Annotated in this window: 12 protein-coding genes and 1 pseudogene; 6 read left to right on the forward strand and 7 right to left on the reverse strand. The window is 42.2% G+C overall.

Annotated elements, in window-relative coordinates:
• Positions 1-76: 76 nt before the first annotated feature.
• The 7 genes from LKE40_13570 to LKE40_13600 form a co-directional block, all read right to left on the reverse strand.
• A complete protein-coding gene (locus tag LKE40_13570) occupies positions 77-1,828 on the reverse strand; it encodes an ABC transporter ATP-binding protein/permease (protein ID MCH3918460.1) in 1,752 nt (583 codons plus the stop codon).
• Positions 1,821-3,599: an ABC transporter ATP-binding protein/permease gene (locus LKE40_13575; GenBank protein ID MCH3918461.1), complete on the reverse strand. Its 1,779-nt coding sequence runs from the start codon at positions 3,597-3,599 to the stop codon at positions 1,821-1,823. Before LKE40_13575 ends, LKE40_13570 begins: the two co-directional genes overlap by 8 nt.
• Positions 3,600-3,729: 130 nt before the next feature.
• Positions 3,730-4,695 (reverse strand): AraC family transcriptional regulator, encoded by a 966-nt coding sequence (locus LKE40_13580; protein MCH3918462.1) that lies wholly within the window; start codon positions 4,693-4,695, stop codon positions 3,730-3,732.
• A gap of 15 nt (positions 4,696-4,710) precedes the next feature.
• A complete protein-coding gene (locus LKE40_13585; protein ID MCH3918463.1) occupies positions 4,711-6,093 on the reverse strand; it encodes an energy-coupling factor ABC transporter ATP-binding protein in 1,383 nt (460 codons plus the stop codon).
• Complete coding sequence (locus LKE40_13590) at positions 6,093-6,776, reverse strand: energy-coupling factor transporter transmembrane protein EcfT (protein ID MCH3918464.1); 684 nt, start codon at positions 6,774-6,776, stop codon at positions 6,093-6,095. Before LKE40_13590 ends, LKE40_13585 begins: the two co-directional genes overlap by 1 nt.
• 2 nt (positions 6,777-6,778) lie before the next feature.
• Positions 6,779-7,387, reverse strand: a complete 609-nt coding sequence (locus tag LKE40_13595) for an MptD family putative ECF transporter S component (GenBank protein MCH3918465.1) — start codon at positions 7,385-7,387, stop codon at positions 6,779-6,781.
• Between the two features lie 201 nt (positions 7,388-7,588).
• Complete coding sequence (locus LKE40_13600; GenBank protein MCH3918466.1) at positions 7,589-8,461, reverse strand: AraC family transcriptional regulator; 873 nt, start codon at positions 8,459-8,461, stop codon at positions 7,589-7,591.
• 108 nt (positions 8,462-8,569) lie between these two features.
• On the opposite strand from LKE40_13600, the gene LKE40_13605 reads away from it, so the two are divergent.
• From LKE40_13605 to LKE40_13630, 6 genes and pseudogenes are all read left to right on the forward strand, one after another.
• Positions 8,570-10,366: an L-fucose isomerase gene (locus LKE40_13605; GenBank protein MCH3918467.1), complete on the forward strand. Its 1,797-nt coding sequence runs from the start codon at positions 8,570-8,572 to the stop codon at positions 10,364-10,366.
• Positions 10,367-10,769: 403 nt separating this feature from the next.
• Positions 10,770-11,021 (forward strand): annotated as a pseudogene (locus LKE40_13610) (IS3 family transposase).
• Between the two features lie 586 nt (positions 11,022-11,607).
• On the forward strand, positions 11,608-12,609 hold the full coding sequence (locus LKE40_13615; GenBank protein MCH3918468.1) for a tripartite tricarboxylate transporter substrate binding protein: 1,002 nt from the start codon (positions 11,608-11,610) through the stop codon (positions 12,607-12,609).
• 24 nt (positions 12,610-12,633) lie between these two features.
• Entirely contained in the window at positions 12,634-13,125 is a 492-nt protein-coding gene (locus LKE40_13620; protein ID MCH3918469.1) for a tripartite tricarboxylate transporter TctB family protein, read from the forward strand.
• A gap of 9 nt (positions 13,126-13,134) precedes the next feature.
• Positions 13,135-14,622, forward strand: coding sequence for a tripartite tricarboxylate transporter permease (locus LKE40_13625; protein ID MCH3918470.1), 1,488 nt, complete (start codon positions 13,135-13,137; stop codon positions 14,620-14,622).
• On the forward strand, positions 14,580-15,800 hold the full coding sequence (locus LKE40_13630) for an amidohydrolase family protein (protein MCH3918471.1): 1,221 nt from the start codon (positions 14,580-14,582) through the stop codon (positions 15,798-15,800). Before LKE40_13625 ends, LKE40_13630 begins: the two co-directional genes overlap by 43 nt.
• Positions 15,801-15,887: the final 87 nt, after the last annotated feature.

Raw genomic sequence — 15,887 nt, forward strand, 5'->3', positions numbered from 1 at the left:
ATATCAAGGAAGATTTCCATTTTGACAGTACTTGTTTCCAGAATGACTTTCTTACCGATCAAACCATATCTATTTCCTATCTGTCTATGTGCCAACCTTCTGCTTTTTCCCTGATGCGGATGAAATGGCGATAGGTGCCTTCCTGTTGCATGAGTTGCCTATGGGTACCTTGCTGGATTACCGTTCCATTGTCAACGACAAGGATTTGGTCTGCATGTTCGATGGTAGCAAGACGATGTGCAATGACTATGATGGTCTTTCCCATGGTAAGATTTGTAATTGCCTTTTGAATCAGATGCTCATTTTCAGGATCCAGACTTGCCGTTGCCTCATCAAGGATGACAATGGGAGCATCCTTCAGCATAGCCCTGGCTATTGATATCCGTTGTTTCTCTCCTCCTGACAGGGTTGAACCTCCTTCGCCGACCACTGTGTCATAGCCATTTGACAATGCCATGATGAAGTCATGGCAACAGGCCGCTTTTGCAGCAGCAATCAATTCGGATTCGGTTGCATCTGGTTTTCCAAAACAGATGTTGTTCCTGATGGTATCGTTGAAGAGATAGACATTCTGAAATACCATCGAGATTTTGCCAAGTAAACTATCACAGGTAAATTCCCGTATGTCATGGTTACCCATTGAGATGCTTCCGTCCCAGATATCATAGAACCGTGCCAATAGATTGCATATCGTGGTTTTTCCACTTCCTGAAGGACCTACGATAGCGGTCATCGTATGTTGGGGAATATCAAAGGATACATTATTGATTATCTTTCTGTCGCCGTAACCGAAAGTTACGTTTTTGAAACTGATATCGTACTTATCAAGAAATATATCCTTTCCATTCTTGTCGATGTAGTCTGTAGTTTTCAGCCTATCAAGCTGATCCATTGCATCATCAATGACACCAAGTACGTGTGCTGAATCAGAAATCGGTTCTACGCCGCTGAAGATTGAGAATGAGAAAAAGAAGAACATCAGCATGATGGGGAAAGGAAGTTGGCTTGTTATGCCAAGATATGCTGTCGCAAGTACCATGGCAACTGAGGCAAGCCGGAGTACAAGCAGATGTGCACAGTTGAAAGGAATGAAACCGAATTCAATTTTAATCCTTATCTTTTTACTTTCGCTGCAGGCTTCCTGCATGGCATTGATGCTGTTTCGAGATTGGTTGAATGACTTGATTATCGGAAGCCCTCGTGCATATTCGATGGCTGCACTTGCCATATCTCTGTCTGCAGCAGCAGCCACAGGTGCATTGACCGTACTGCAGTGCGAAACTCCACAGAGAAAACCGAAAGAGGCAAGTACTCCTGCTAGGGCTATCAAGGCAATGGGTAAATTGAAGGTTGCGAGACAAATGAAAATGCACAGGCAATTGACATAACCACCCAATAACGTATCAATCATTCTGATTCCCATGTTTTCCAAAGTATTGAGCCCTGTGGTTATGGCTGTGAGTATCTGGCCTGTATCCGTTTTCTGAAAGTAGCCTAATGAGACACGCTTGAGAATATTGCCGACTGCCAATCTGTCCCTTGCTGCAAGTTCATAGCTGATGCTTTCCTGATATTTTGCCCGGAGATAGTCGAACAGGAACCTTAGGAAAGTGCATGCGGCAATGATAAGGAACGACAGCAATATCCATAGCCGATTGAAAGGGACACCGAGTTTTTCCTTTTCAATCAACAGACCTATCGTATAAGCTGCAATGATGATAGGAACTGCCGCGGCCCATGTGGCAAGCAATGAGAAAACCAATCCGATCCATATGCGTTTCCGTAATGTTCCACACCATGTTATGATTCTCTTTATGGTCCTATACATTGGCATTGTTCTCCTTCTGCTGTGAAACAGCCCAGGCTTTTGACCCTATATGAGCTTTCCACATGTTCTTGTAAAGCTGACATCTTTGCAGCAGTTCTTCTTGGTTGCCTTGAGCAATGATCGTACCTTTTTCCAATACGACAATGTTGTCTGCATGTTTGATAGTTGAAAGCCTATGGGCTATCACAAGCAGCGTCTTGTTTTTTGATATTGCAGAGATTGCAAGCTGAAGCTTGTCTTCATTTTCTGGATCGGTAAAAGCTGTTGCTTCGTCAAGGATGATGATCGGTGCATTTTTCAGGATCATCCTTGCAAGGGCTATCCTTTGTTTCTCGCCACCGGAAAGCCGATTGCCTGCTTCACCTGCGGGAGTCTCATATCCTTTTTCCAACTTCATGATGAATTGGTCACATTGGGCGGCTTTCGCAGCTCTGTAGACTTCTTCATCAGTTGCATCTGGTTTTCCGATCCTGATATTTTCAAGTATGGAACAGCGGAACAGGAAATTGTCCTGTGTAACGAAACTGACAAGTGATGAAAGTTGCGCGAGCGGTATCATTCTGATATCCGTGCCTCCGATTTCAATTTTTCCAGCTGATACATCCCAGAAACGGGCAATCAGCTTCGCTATGGTCGACTTGCCGCCTCCTGATGGTCCTACCAAAGCGGTAAAGCTGTGCTGTGGTAGGGTTAGGCTGATGCCATGTAATATTTCTTCTTTTCCTGTATAGGAAAACTGTACGTCGGAAAGTTTGATTACATGATTGTCTATCGTTGCTTTGTCCTGTCGTTCAGGCAGGCTCTGCATGTTCAGGAAACGTTGGGACTCATCTATGACAAATCCCATCTGCTTGATTTCGTTCATGAATACTTCAAGATGAGCAAGGGAACCTACCATTGACATTGCAATCATGACACACAGGCAAAGTCTGTCTGGTGAAAGCGTACCATTTGAGCATAGTAAAAGACCTATAGGAAGCGTACCCAACAATGTAGAAGGAAACAGGGCTATGCATAGCTTTGCGGGTATCCATGTGCCGGACATCCAGCCAAGGATGAATTTCTTGTATGTCAAGATGGCTTTTGAGAATTTCTCATAGGATTTTCCTTCTTGCCCGAAAGTCTTGATGACCTGTATACCTTCTACATATTCCACTATTGCACTGTTCACGGCATTTCTTGATTGCATATACTTGCCGTAATTTTCCTCATTGCTCTTCAGCAGTATGGAAAGGGGGATCAAGGTCAATGGAATTGTTATCAAGGATGCGAGTGCTACCTTCCAGTTGATGGTCAGCAGGATGATGATGCTGATGATAGGAAGTACCAGATTGCCGGAAACTTCAGGTATCATATGAGCCAGGGGAGGTTCGATACTTTCGATTTTATCAACGATCATATCTTTGATTTCGCCGATTGATTTTGCTGTAACCGTACCCAAGGGCGCTTTTAGGAATTTGTCAATGACACGCAGGCGGAGCTTTTCCAGGATTGTATAGGCGCTGATATGTGACAGCATGGTCGAGATGCCGAAGCATAGAGTCTTGGCTAGGTAAGCTACGGCCGCTAATCCTACCCATGGTAAGATTCCCTCCATGGTGAACTTGTCTTGCATGTATGTCTGTATGATTCTGTAGACGCTCAGATAAGGTACCAATCCTGCAACGATGCTGGCAATGGAAAACAATACCGAAACGATCAGCTTGATTTTACAATATGCTGCATAGGTCAGCAGCGAAAACAACCAGTTTTCTTTTTTTTCTTTGCTCACTATAGGTATCCTTTTTATTCAGTCATCATGCACGCTGTGGTGCAGATACCTATGATGCTAGCGTATCTGTCGATTGCTTTCCGCTCCACTCGGACCGATCAAGTCCATATGGACATATATTTTATTTTGGCTATTTTGCAGAGAAACTGTTTTTGCGATACTCCAATGGTGTCTTTCCCATGATTTTCTTGAAGGCTGCTGCAAATTTGCTTGGGCTGTCATAGCCTACGCGTCCTGCAATTTCTGCTACGGAACTGTCTTTGTCCTGCCTGAGGAATTCTGCTGCACGATTCATGCGATAGACTCGCATGTATGTACTGATAGGATTGCCATAGACACATTTGAAACAGTTCTTCATCGGTGTGAGAGGAATATCAAATTGTTCAGAAAGCTCTTTCATTGTGTAATGCTGTTCGGGGTGCTTGGTTACCAAGGTAAACATTGCCTTTATCTTTTCTACTTGCGATTTGTAGAAATAGGGACGTTCTTCCTGATTGCTTGGAAGCTCAAGGGCCCGGAGGCAGAGCAGCAGTTCTATGACCTTGATCTTGAAGTAAGAGCGTCTGATGCTTGTCGGTACATCATAGAGTTCTTTGAAAATATGAGTAATTTCTGGAAGTCCATGGATGACCATCGGATTGCTGTCTGAACAGAATTTCTGTTGTAAGCTATACAGGTCAATGGAAAATTCAGGTAACTTTTCATTGAAGAATTCTGCTGCCAAAGGTAATTTGATTGAGACGGTAATTCCGTGATAATGGGACAGTGGAAACGCAAAAAGGCCTGTATGCCTTACCCGTCGGTCAAATTTCAGATCGTCGGCTTCGACATAGGACAAGGTTTTCTCTCCTACATGGTATTCCAGGCGGCCTTCCCTGCAATAATCGATACAGAACAGATTGTCTGTCGTATGCAGTTTTGAATGAAAGTAGGCCATGTGATAATCATTGTAAAACAAGAGGATACCTGGGAGTACTTCATAGATGGTCATGACGCCATTTCCCGTTTCATTGCTGAGCTGATATGCTTTGCATTCACTGTTTGCAGAAAGTTTTGCCATGGGTTGGGAATCCAGTTGCATGCTGTACCATTTCATGTGTTGGGCCTCCTTCTACAATACAAGTATTCTATCACAGACATGTCGGATAAACTCCTTGTCATGGGTAACGACAATCACCGTACTCCCTTTGTTTGCCAGCTCCTTGATTGCTTTTGCAACCTTTATCATGTGGACATAGTCGAGCCCACTGGTAGGTTCGTCAAATATAAGCAATTGCTTTCTAGAGAGGATTGCAGTTGTTATGGCAAGCCGCTGTTTCTGGCCTCCTGAAAGTGCCATCGGATGTATTTCCTCAAAAGGCAAAAGATCGAAATGTTCAAGAATCTGCTTGATCTGCTGTCCTGTATATCCATGATTTGACAGCAGGCATTCTCCCGATACACTGTCGGAAAACAGCTGATGGTTTACATCCTGCATCACGCAGTATGCCTGTTTTTGCCGTTTTTTCCTATTCGTTTTTTGACCATCAATCAGAATAGTCCCGCTATATTGACGTACAAAGCCACACAAGCAACGGATCAAGGTTGTTTTTCCTATGCCATTTCTGCCACATATTGCCAATATCTCTCCAGGTATTGCAGAGAAAGATAGTTTTTCGAAAATGGGTTTGCCTTTTCCAAAACTACAGGCAAGGTTTTCTACTGACAGTCCCTTTGTACTTCCCGGAGGTAATGCAGTAGGTAAATTCAGTTCAGTCTGTACCAATGATCGTAATCCCATGGCCTTTCGCTTTGTATCAGGCAATGCAAAGAAAGAAGCTCCTGAGAATATCTGCTGGATATGACCTTGCTTGATAAAAACTGCACGGTCAATAAGATCAGATAGAAACCAGAGACGGTGTTCTGCAATGATGATTGTATGTCCTTGTCGTTTCAGAAGGGCAATCTGGGCTCTCAGCAGCTCTATTGTCTTGTTGTCAAGGTTTGCCGTCGGTTCGTCCAGGAGAAAAACCGAAGGATGCATCATATAGACAGAAGCAAAGGCCAGCAATTGTTTTTCACCTCCGGACATTGCAAAAATATTCCGTTTCATAAGAGATTCGAGATGAAGGGTGCTGACAGTATGGCGCAGGCGCATATGGATATAGGATGGTGCAGATCCTTGGTTCTCCAACCCAAAGGCAAGTTCACTGGTTGCATCGAGATTGAAAAATTGACTTTTGGGGTTTTGGAATACTGATCCTATATGCAAGGCAAGTTCGTATAGCTCGCTTTCAGATACGGAAAGATTTTCTGCAGATACAGTACCGCTTGTAAACGTACCTGCCGTAAAATGTGGAATCAAGCCATTGATAAGTTTGGTAACGGTTGTTTTCCCACATCCTGATTCTCCGCAGAGCAGTATACATTCACCATCAGCAACATCCAATGAAAAATCATTGAGTGTCTGTGGTCTGCCTGGATAGCTGAAAGATACCCTTTTGATTGAGACCATCAGAAGGCTCCTTGCCATAGCGACCTGAATGAAGCAATTGTAAACATAAGGCCAATACCGCAGGTAATCCAATCAAAGGTTTTCATTTTCAGTGTAATGATACTTGTTTTCTTTACTGGATTTTCAATACCACGTGTCACGGCTGCTGCTGATAATTCTTCAGCAGTTGATGTGGCTGACAGTATAAGGGGGACTGATAGGCATTCTATTTTCTTTAGTCCATGGATATCCCTAAGTTTCATTGCATCATGGATATAACCGGATTCTTCTCTGATAGCTGGGAAATAACGTATGGTAACGGAGATTGCAACTATCAATTGTTGAGGCAAGTGCAGTTTTCTCAAGCCTACGATAAAACGGCTCAATGGGATTTCCCTGATCATCAACAGACCGATGATCAGGCAGGGGAGAATCTTCCTGGCATAGGTAACAAGGATTGAAAAGCTGGTCGCGATGAATTTTGGGGAGTTCGGAAGTATGTAATGCTGTAATCCTAGAAGTACAAGGTAATACAATACCCATTTTACTGCAGTACTTCTATGCGTGCAGAAAAATGTCATGAAACATAGGCTTGCTATCCAACCGGATTCGATGGAAAAAGGATTCTGCCGGTAGGCAATTATGTTTGACAGAACCAGGAGCAGTATGCCGGTCCTGGGGTCAATGGATAAGCGTAACTGCATGTCTAGACGATCCCTGCTTTTATAAAATGCTTATGAAACATACCTTTTGCAATAAGTGCTCCGAGAAAGGCGCCTAGGAGCGGAGCAATGAAAAGGACGACAAACATTGCCGGAGAAATGAATGTCCTGAGAGTCGCTACATAGGCTGCGGGCATCCCTTGTGAAGAAATCTGGTTGAGGAATTGGTCTTTCATGAGCCACATCGGAAGTGGAGACCCGGTCATGCCAAGGGAAAAACACATGAAGGCCAGTATGTTGCCTCTGAAACTTTCATATTTTGAAACTGCACGGCAGAGTTCAGCCAATGTGCAGGAAACAAGGAATGTGATGAGTATGATAGCTGTAAATTGTCCTGTCACGAAATAAATCAATCCTGTAATGAATCCCATCAATGCCACGGCTCCGGTTTTTTGCACCTTTGCACACATCAGCATGAAGGGAATCCCTGTGCATACGGCAATGAAAGCAGGCATCAGTATCCACATGATGGGGTGTATGCCTCCCAAAAGCATGAAAATGAAATTTATGACAAAGTAGATTGCCGAAAAGATACCTATCGAGATGAGGTCTTTTCCTTTCAGTCCTCCATTCTTACCGGTCTGTGAATCCATATGGTACTCCTTGATATGTTGCAGTTAGCTAATGCTAACTTAATGTGTTTTTATAAGGATGCCAAGAGGCATCCCGACTGTACCATATGGTATTTGAAGTCTTCTTTCTGCTCCATTTGGTCTTTTTTGTACCGTTTGGACAATTTTTTGTTTGCGAGATTCATTTGTGATGGTCAGATCGTAGGAGACCAAAAAAGTCATTCAAATGGCTTGTTGCCTACTGTGCTGCTGTTTGCTTAGATATTCTCTTGGACAGACTCCTTTATATTTCCTGAAGGTCTTTGTAAAGTAGCTGGCATCATGGAAACCTACATTGTAGGCTACATCGATGATGGAGAATGAAGTAGTGGCAAATTGTTCACAGGCACATTCGATCCTGTATGCATTGAGATAGTCTATAGGTGGCCTTCCTGTCATCTGTTTGAAGAAGGTACAGAAATATTTGCTGTCCATGCCAGCCAATTCTGCCAAGGTGGCGAGTGTCAATTGATCACTGTAATTCTCTTCAATGAATTGAAGGACTTTCTTGAATTTTCCCAGTTTTCTTGCGGTAACGAATTTCGTCAGTTTCTGTTCAGTATAGAACTTTTTCCTTATGATCAGTCCGAAGATTGTATAGAGGCTGCCTAAGGCCAAGAATTCATAGCCTTCCCTTCGGTGGGACATTGCTTGGAACAAAAGGTCTACGGAGTGTTGGAAATCTTCATCAATAGGCAATTCTGTCCATACCTGCCGTTCCTTGCTGAGGAATTCTCCTATCTTTGCAGTACAGGCATTTGTGTCTTTTTGCAGGAGCCGAAGGTCAAAGACCAAGCATTCATAGCAGCAACCGAGGGGATGTCCGCTGTGTAGGCAGCCTCCGGGGATATACAATAATGTTCCTGGTTCAAGCATATGTACAGTATTGTCTATGATTATTTTCAATTTGCCTGACAATACACGTATGAATTCACTTTCCGGATGCCAATGGAGTATCATCCTGTAACGGGGATGCTCTTTTGTTAAAAAATAATATGCCATGGGAAATGCTAGTGTCCCATGTTGCCGTTGTTCCTTGTAAGACAAATAGCGCATTATGATTCCTTCTGGAAAATCTGAATATTATACTATTCTTTCCCAACTATACATCAAGATTGTGGGAAAAATAAAGAGTATCGTAAAATAAGATTGGAGGAATATGCTATGAATGAACAACGAATGATAGGGGGACATCCCACTATAGGTATCAGACCGATAATTGATGCTAGGATTGGGTTCCTCAATGTAAGAGGTTCCTTGGAGAAACAGACAATGCAGATGGCGCAGTCCGCTGCAGCCCTATTCAGGGATAACCTTAGGTATTCTGACGGGACAGCGGTAAAGGTTGTCATCAGTGATACGACAATCGGAAGAGTAGCTGAGGCTGCACGGTGTGCAGAGCAGTTCCGTAGGGAAGGTGTTTCCATTACCCTTTCTGTTACGCCTTGCTGGTGCTATGGTTCAGAGACAATGGACATGGATAAGCATACGATCAAAGGTGTATGGGGGCTCAATGCAACCGAACGTCCCGGTGCTGTCTATCTTGCCTGTGTACTTGCTGCGCATGCCCAGAAAGGCCTTCCGGCTTTCGGCATCTATGGCAAGGATGTACAGGAAGCTGATGATGCGACGATTCCTGATGATGTGAGGGAAAAACTGCTTCGATTCGGAAGAGCGGCAGTGGCAGCAGCTTCCATGCGCGGTGCTTCTTTCCTGCAGATAGGGTCCCAGTGCATGGGCATAGCAGGAAGTGCCATCAACCAGGATTTCTTTGAAGAATACTTGGGCATGAGAGTAGAATCTGTAGATGAGGTTGAGATTCTCCGTCGGATGAAAGAACACATCTATGATGAGAAGGAAGTTAAGCGGGCAATTGCCTGGGCATGGAAAAACTGTCCCATCGGATTCAACAAGAATCCAAAGGAAGTACAGCGCAGTGAGGCAGAAACGAAGGAAGAATTCGAATTCGTTGTCAAGATGGCTGTCATCGTCAAGGATTTGATGAACGGTAACCCGAATCTTCCCAAAGGGCGGGAAGAGGAAATGCTCGGCCATAATGCCATTGCTGCGGGATTCCAGGGACAACGTCAATGGACTGACCATTATCCTGATTGTGATTTCGGTGAAGCCATCCTCAATACGACCTTTGATTGGAACGGTACAAGGGAGCCTTATATACTTGCTACTGAAAATGATACGCTTAACGGTGTCAGCATGTTGTTCATGAAGTTGCTGACGCATAGGGCACAGATGTTCAGTGATGTGAGGACATACTGGAGTGAGGCTTCGGTCCGCAAGGCCACCGGCTACCAGCTGGAAGGGAAAGCCAAGGAAAACGGTGGATTCCTGCATCTGATCAATTCCGGAGCAACTGCCCTTGATGCCTGCGGACTATGTACCGACGAGAAAGGTGAGCCGGTGATGAAACGATGGTATGAGGTGACCGAAGAAGACCAGAAGAAGATGCTTGGCGCAACGACTTGGTGTGAGGCGGACAACGGCTACTTCCGTGGAGGTGGTTTTTCATCCAGGTTCATTACCGAAGCGCAGATGCCTGCGACGATGATCAGGCTCAATTTGATCAAGGGACTGGGACCTGTGCTGCAGATTGCCGAAGGATGGACCGTAAAGTTGCCCAGGGAAGTCAGTGAATCCCTGTGGAAGCGTACAGACTATACATGGCCGTGTACATGGTTTACACCTCGCTGTGATGGCAAGGACGGTCCGTTCAAGAGTGCCTATGATGTCATGAACAACTGGGGTGCCAACCATGGAGCTATAAGCTATGGGCACATTGGCGCTGATCTCATAACCCTTTGCTCAATCCTGCGTATTCCTGTCTGTATGCATAATGTTCCACAGGAGGATATCTTCCGTCCTGCCTGTTGGAATGCCTTTGGTATGGACAAGGAAGGCCAGGATTACAGGGCCTGTCTGAATTATGGACCTTTATATAAATAAATAAGAATATATCGATTGAATAAAACTGACGGAATCATATACAATGTGATTCCGTCAGTTGTTTTTTAGTTCTGGATGCCACTGTGCGTCGTTCGGGCGCAAAGGATGGCTTGCCACATGGGAAGCCTGAGGCTTAGAATAAGCCGAGAAAATTAGTATCAGAACTTGCTGTACAGCATGTCGAATTTGGTCTATCATTTTGTGGAAAGTGTCGGAAAGCATGCGAGCAAGAAGTGGTAGTGGAGCATGTAAAGAATCAGAGTAAGCAGAAGAATGACTATAGGTAATTGTATCCCAAACTTAGAAGTGAAAAATCTGATATCTTTGTAAGGGATTCCTCTATCTTGATTTTCATATTCCGTAGAATATTTAAGATGAAGGCAAAGAGCTTTAGACAATTTTTCCCCCAAAAAAGGGGCTGAGCGACATTACCGAGTTCAGCATCACCGCAAGGAAGGTATATCTCTTTCCCGTAGTGAACTGTAATGACGATATGGCAGTCTCATGGACATTGGGGCCAAGGCTTAATGCCCAGTTGGTAAATACGATGCTGGACGAGGTGACGGCTACCCTGCGGGAAGACGAGCATCCGGTAATCCATACGGACAGGGGCTGCCATTATCGCTGTTTTGAATGGATTTGGTGGATAATGGAATAGGCAGAACTGGTATGCTCGATGTCAAGGAAAGGCTGTGCCCCTGTCATACAGCAGGTGGAATCTGTTCACCCTGCCCGACCATGCTGCCAAAAAGAATTCCCAAAAACTAGTCTATCTATCTAATTTGATGCTTACAGTCGAAGCGGATACTCGCAAGGCAGCAGGGGCAGTGCCCATTGGTCATAGCCTATGCGGACAGGGCAAGGAAAAAGATCAGTACATGATCCAGCCATCTTCGACTAAACTATGAGACTGAAACAGACTCTCGCTTGTAGACTGAAAGGGCTTTCGACGAACCATTGACCTGTAGGTATCCAATCCACGTATATCAGAATGGCCAAGTGTCGAAAAGACTGTAGCCTTTTCCTTATCCACGTCCATGACATCTGCAGAAATGGCTTAGCCGATGAAAAAGGAGTAAAGGGTGTTGCAATAGTGCTTGACAGAATATATAGTCTAGACAATTTTATAATAATTATATAATATATTTTGTAATTTTGATTATATATTTTTTTAAAATCAAATACTAATTGACATGATTAGAATCAATGTTATAATTATAATCAAAAATTAGGAGGGAAATATGAAAAAAATATTTTCATTATTATTATGTATTGTTTTGTCAACATGTTTGTTTGCAAATGGTTCGCATGAAGATGAGGCTGATTTGCAAATTTCTCAAACAGATGCCGGTGCCATTTGGCCACAAAAAACTACGACGATTATTGTACCTGCACAAGCAGGAAGTTCTTTGGATTTAAATGCTAGGGTTATGGCTGAATATCTTCAAAGAACGACTGGAAATGCATTTGTTATTCAAAATGATGTAACAGGTAATGGTACCGTCGCGTATGAGAATGTACGAAATGCTGCAAAGAATGGAACAACATTGCTTTATACGCAAAATTTATTTTTACAATATCATGGAGGTGTATACAGTCAGAATCCATGGGATGCTTTTGATGTTGTAGGAATTGGTCAAAATCTTTCCGAAATGTATATTTTGGTTGCAAAGAATGGACGGAAAGAGTTTTCAAATTGGAATGAGCTTGTTGCATATGCAAAAGCTAATCCTGGGAAATTAGTTGCAGGTATCCAAAATGGTGGTATGGCTCATCTATTGACTGTACTTTTGGAAAAGGATGCTGGAATCCAATTTAAATTGGTAGAGGCTGGTTCATCTGCAGATAAAATTAGTGGTATTCTTGGCGGGTATATTGATGTTGCATTTGTTGCAACTGCAACAGGAGCTGATTATGTAAAATCTGGTGATCTCCTTGCATTTATGACAACAACATCAAAAAGAAGTGCTTATAATGATACTTGGCCTACTTCATCGGAACTTGGTTATAAGGATATTGTTAATCTAGCTGCTACGGGCATATTTGTACCAAAAGGAACTGATCCAAAAATTATTGCAGCAATTAGCAATGCTATAAGTGGAATGGCCTCTGATACAAAAGTTATTGAATCTGATACTAAATTGCATAGTATTTATACTCATTATTCTCCTGAAGAAGCTACGAAACTTTTGCAAGATTATGATATTGCTTTGACTGCTGCTTATAAGATGATTGGTAGGTAAGTGAGAAAGGAGTGAGGTGTAACTATGGATAAGAAAAACCTATCATCCTACAAAGACCGTATTTGTGGAATTATCATGCTGATTTTAGGGATAGTAGTAGTAATCGCGACAATGGTATTGCCTGACTCAAACTTAGAGGGTGATCCTGGCCCAAAATATTTTCCTTTATTTAGTGCGATACTTATTATCGGAAGTAGCCTTGCTCTGATTTTAAAAAAAACTGATGAAGCTGCAAAACCATTTTTAAACAAAACCCAATGGAAAAGGCTTGCTGTTATGTTCTGTGTTATTGCTGGGTATGCATTTGTTATGTGGTTGCTTGGTTATGTTATTTCAACAATTATCACTCTTTATTATGTAAATTATTTGTTTTGTGAACGCGAGGGAGTAAATACAAAATCATCAGCATATCGTATTAAAACTGCAGTTTATTCTATTACAATTACAGTAATTATTTATTTTGTATTTCATAAAGGACTGCAGATGATTCTTCCACAGGGATTACTTTTTAAATAGGAGATGAGAATGAGTAGCATTGTTGGGCAGATTTTTGTTAACCTGCTAAATCCCATTTGTTTTTTTTTGGTGCTTGTAGGTGGAGTCCTCGGCACTGTCCTTGGTGCTATACCTGGCCTTTCCGGTGGACTTGCTATAGCTGTTTTTTTGCCAGCAACTTTTTTTATGAAAGCCGAACTGTCGATTCCCTTTTTGATGGCTATTTACGTTGGTAGTATGTCAGGAAGTTATATAGGAGCTATTTTACTTGGAATTCCAGGAACTCCTTCTTCAATTGCAACTGTATATGACGGTTACCAGTTTACAAAAAAGGGAGATGCTGTACATGCTTTGTCCGTAGTTACTGTGTGTAATTTTCTTGGAACAATTCCGTCAATTCTAATAGCAATGTTCTTTAGTCCGTTGCTTGCGAAATGGGCTTTGAAGCTTGGTCCTTGGGAGTTTTTCTCCCTTAGCTTTTGTGCTGTTATGATGGTTATTTCTTTGTCAAAGGGGAATATTACCAAGGGATTGCTTTCAGCAGGAATTGCTTTTCTTGTTTCGTCAGTTGGTACTGCACCACTTTGTGGTACACAACGTTTTACCTTTGGTAGTTATTATCTGTCCAGTGGTTTTAGCATTACATCGGTTATGCTTGGTTTATTTGCAGGAATTACTATTTTAATGGAATATGCTAAACAAGGTGAAGTTGCAAAAGTTAAACAAAAGGTTGGACACTTTAAATATTATAAAAGGGATTTTGTTCATAATAGGAAAAATATGTTTCGGTCTTTTTTGATTGGACTATGGGTAGGATTTCTTCCAGGGTTGGGTGGATCTGTGTCAAACCAAATGGCCTATGCAATGGAAAAAAATGCCTCCAAAACCCCCGATCAGTTTGGGAAAGGTTGTATTGATGGGTGTATTGCTTCTGAAACAGCTAATAATGCTTCCCTTGGTGGAGCTTTAATCCCTTTCCTTGCTTTAGGGATTCCTGGTGATATGGTAACTTCATTGTTGTTGGGAGCCTTGACGATTCAAGGGGTTCAAGCTGGACCCTTGGTGTTTAGAAATTCGCCGAAGGTTGTTTATTTGATTTTTGGTGCTTGTCTTATGACTGCTATTTTTGTATTTTTGTTTGAAATCATTGGTATGCCGATTTTTCCTAAAATTCTTAGTCTTTCGTCACATGTTTTGTATCCTGCAATTTTAGTTGTTGCTATTTGTGGGGCATACACAAGTAGCAGTAATATATTTGCAGTTGTTATGGTTTTGGTTTTTACTGCATTAGGTTTGTTTATGGCATTTCTTGAGTTACCTGTTGGCCCCTTTATGTTGGCCTATGTACTTTCCAATGTGTTGGAAACAAATTTTAGAAAGGGTATCAGTTATGCAGGGAATGGTGCATGGTCCTTTTTTACACGTCCCATTTCATGTATTCTTTTATTGATTGCTATTGGTTCCGTTGTTTATCCATGTTTAAAGGGAATTGTTTTGAAAAAGAAGGTTTCGGTATGAAAACTTTAATTGAAGGTGCGACTATTGTCACTTGTATGGGAAAAACTATCAAGGATGGCTGTATTCTTTTTAGCGATAGGATTCTTGGAATAGGAAAAACCAGAGATGAAGTTGGAAATGTGGAAGATGCAAGAGTCATAAACGGGGAAGGGAAAACCATTATTCCTGGTCTAATTGATTGTCATGTCCATTTGGGGATGGATTTAGAAAATGATGCATCAGATACAACTATAGGCGCTGTAGTGTTGTCTGAAGCACAAGAATGCTCAACATACGGAATTACAACTGTAAGAAATATGGGAACGAAGCATAATGCCGATATTGCCGTTAGGGATATTATTAACAGTACTTATTGCAAAGGTGTGCGAATTGTTGCTAGTGGACAGCCGATTACAATTACAGGAGGACATGGCTCTTCGATGAGTTATATTGCTGATTCGGTTGATGAAGCAAGAAAAGCAGCCAGGACAGTTATCGGTAATGGTGCTGATGTCATCAAGATGATTGCGACAGGAGGGATGGGTACAAAAGGTTCAAATCCTTATGCGGTACAACTTTCTGAGGAGCAAATGAGAGTTATCTGTGAAGAGGCTCGCAGAGCGGGTATCCTGACGGGAGCCCACTGTACAGCTCTTGATGGAGCAAAAAATGCTATAAAGGCTGGTGTCAGAAGTGTTGAGCATGTGCAAATGAATGAAGAAATTGCCCGTATGATGAGAACAAACGGTACCTATTATTGTCCAACAATTGTAACAAGGTATAATATCTTGCATCTTTTGGATCCGTCTTTGCAATGGTTGAAACAAAAGGCTCGCCCTACTGATTTAGATGGGAAAAAACGTGCTATCCAGCTTTGTCATAAATATGGTATTCCTGTTTGTGCTTCGACTGATTCAATGAATAGTTCAAAGGCGGAACATGCAGTAACAAAACTAGGAGTGAGTCTTGCAACAGAACTGCATATTTATGTTGAATTTGGTATGACGAATGAAGAAGCCTTGCTTACAGCAACAAAAACAGCTTCAGAAATGTTGTGTATTGGCAATCAAGTAGGGACCCTTGAAGTAGATAAATGTGCTGATTTGGTTCTTTTGGATGGAAATCCATTGGATTGTATTGATAATGTTTCCAGAGTGGTAAAAACATATCAAAGAGGTAAACTTTCATTTTCAGCATGAAATTATTTATAAAGTAATTATTTACTTTAGTTTGAAGCTTTGTACAATTATAAAAAAGCATTAATTAAAATTTTACCATGTGGCAAT

Source organism: Spirochaetia bacterium (assembly GCA_022482625.1).
Taxonomy (GTDB): domain Bacteria; phylum Spirochaetota; class Spirochaetia; order Sphaerochaetales; family Sphaerochaetaceae; genus Pleomorphochaeta.

Coding starts and splice junctions, on each gene's coding strand:
- LKE40_13580 (MCH3918462.1), bottom strand. CDS start 4,695: ATGAAATGGTACAGCATGCAACTGGATTCCCAACCCATGGCAAAACTT.
- LKE40_13585 (MCH3918463.1), bottom strand. CDS start 6,093: ATGGTCTCAATCAAAAGGGTATCTTTCAGCTATCCAGGCAGACCACAG.
- LKE40_13620 (MCH3918469.1), top strand. CDS start 12,634: ATGGATAAGAAAAACCTATCATCCTACAAAGACCGTATTTGTGGAATT.
- LKE40_13570 (MCH3918460.1), bottom strand. CDS start 1,828: ATGTATAGGACCATAAAGAGAATCATAACATGGTGTGGAACATTACGG.
- LKE40_13615 (MCH3918468.1), top strand. CDS start 11,608: ATGAAAAAAATATTTTCATTATTATTATGTATTGTTTTGTCAACATGT.
- LKE40_13590 (MCH3918464.1), bottom strand. CDS start 6,776: ATGCAGTTACGCTTATCCATTGACCCCAGGACCGGCATACTGCTCCTG.
- LKE40_13625 (MCH3918470.1), top strand. CDS start 13,135: ATGAGTAGCATTGTTGGGCAGATTTTTGTTAACCTGCTAAATCCCATT.
- LKE40_13600 (MCH3918466.1), bottom strand. CDS start 8,461: ATGCGCTATTTGTCTTACAAGGAACAACGGCAACATGGGACACTAGCA.
- LKE40_13630 (MCH3918471.1), top strand. CDS start 14,580: ATGTTTAAAGGGAATTGTTTTGAAAAAGAAGGTTTCGGTATGAAAACT.
- LKE40_13605 (MCH3918467.1), top strand. CDS start 8,570: ATGAATGAACAACGAATGATAGGGGGACATCCCACTATAGGTATCAGA.
- LKE40_13595 (MCH3918465.1), bottom strand. CDS start 7,387: ATGGATTCACAGACCGGTAAGAATGGAGGACTGAAAGGAAAAGACCTC.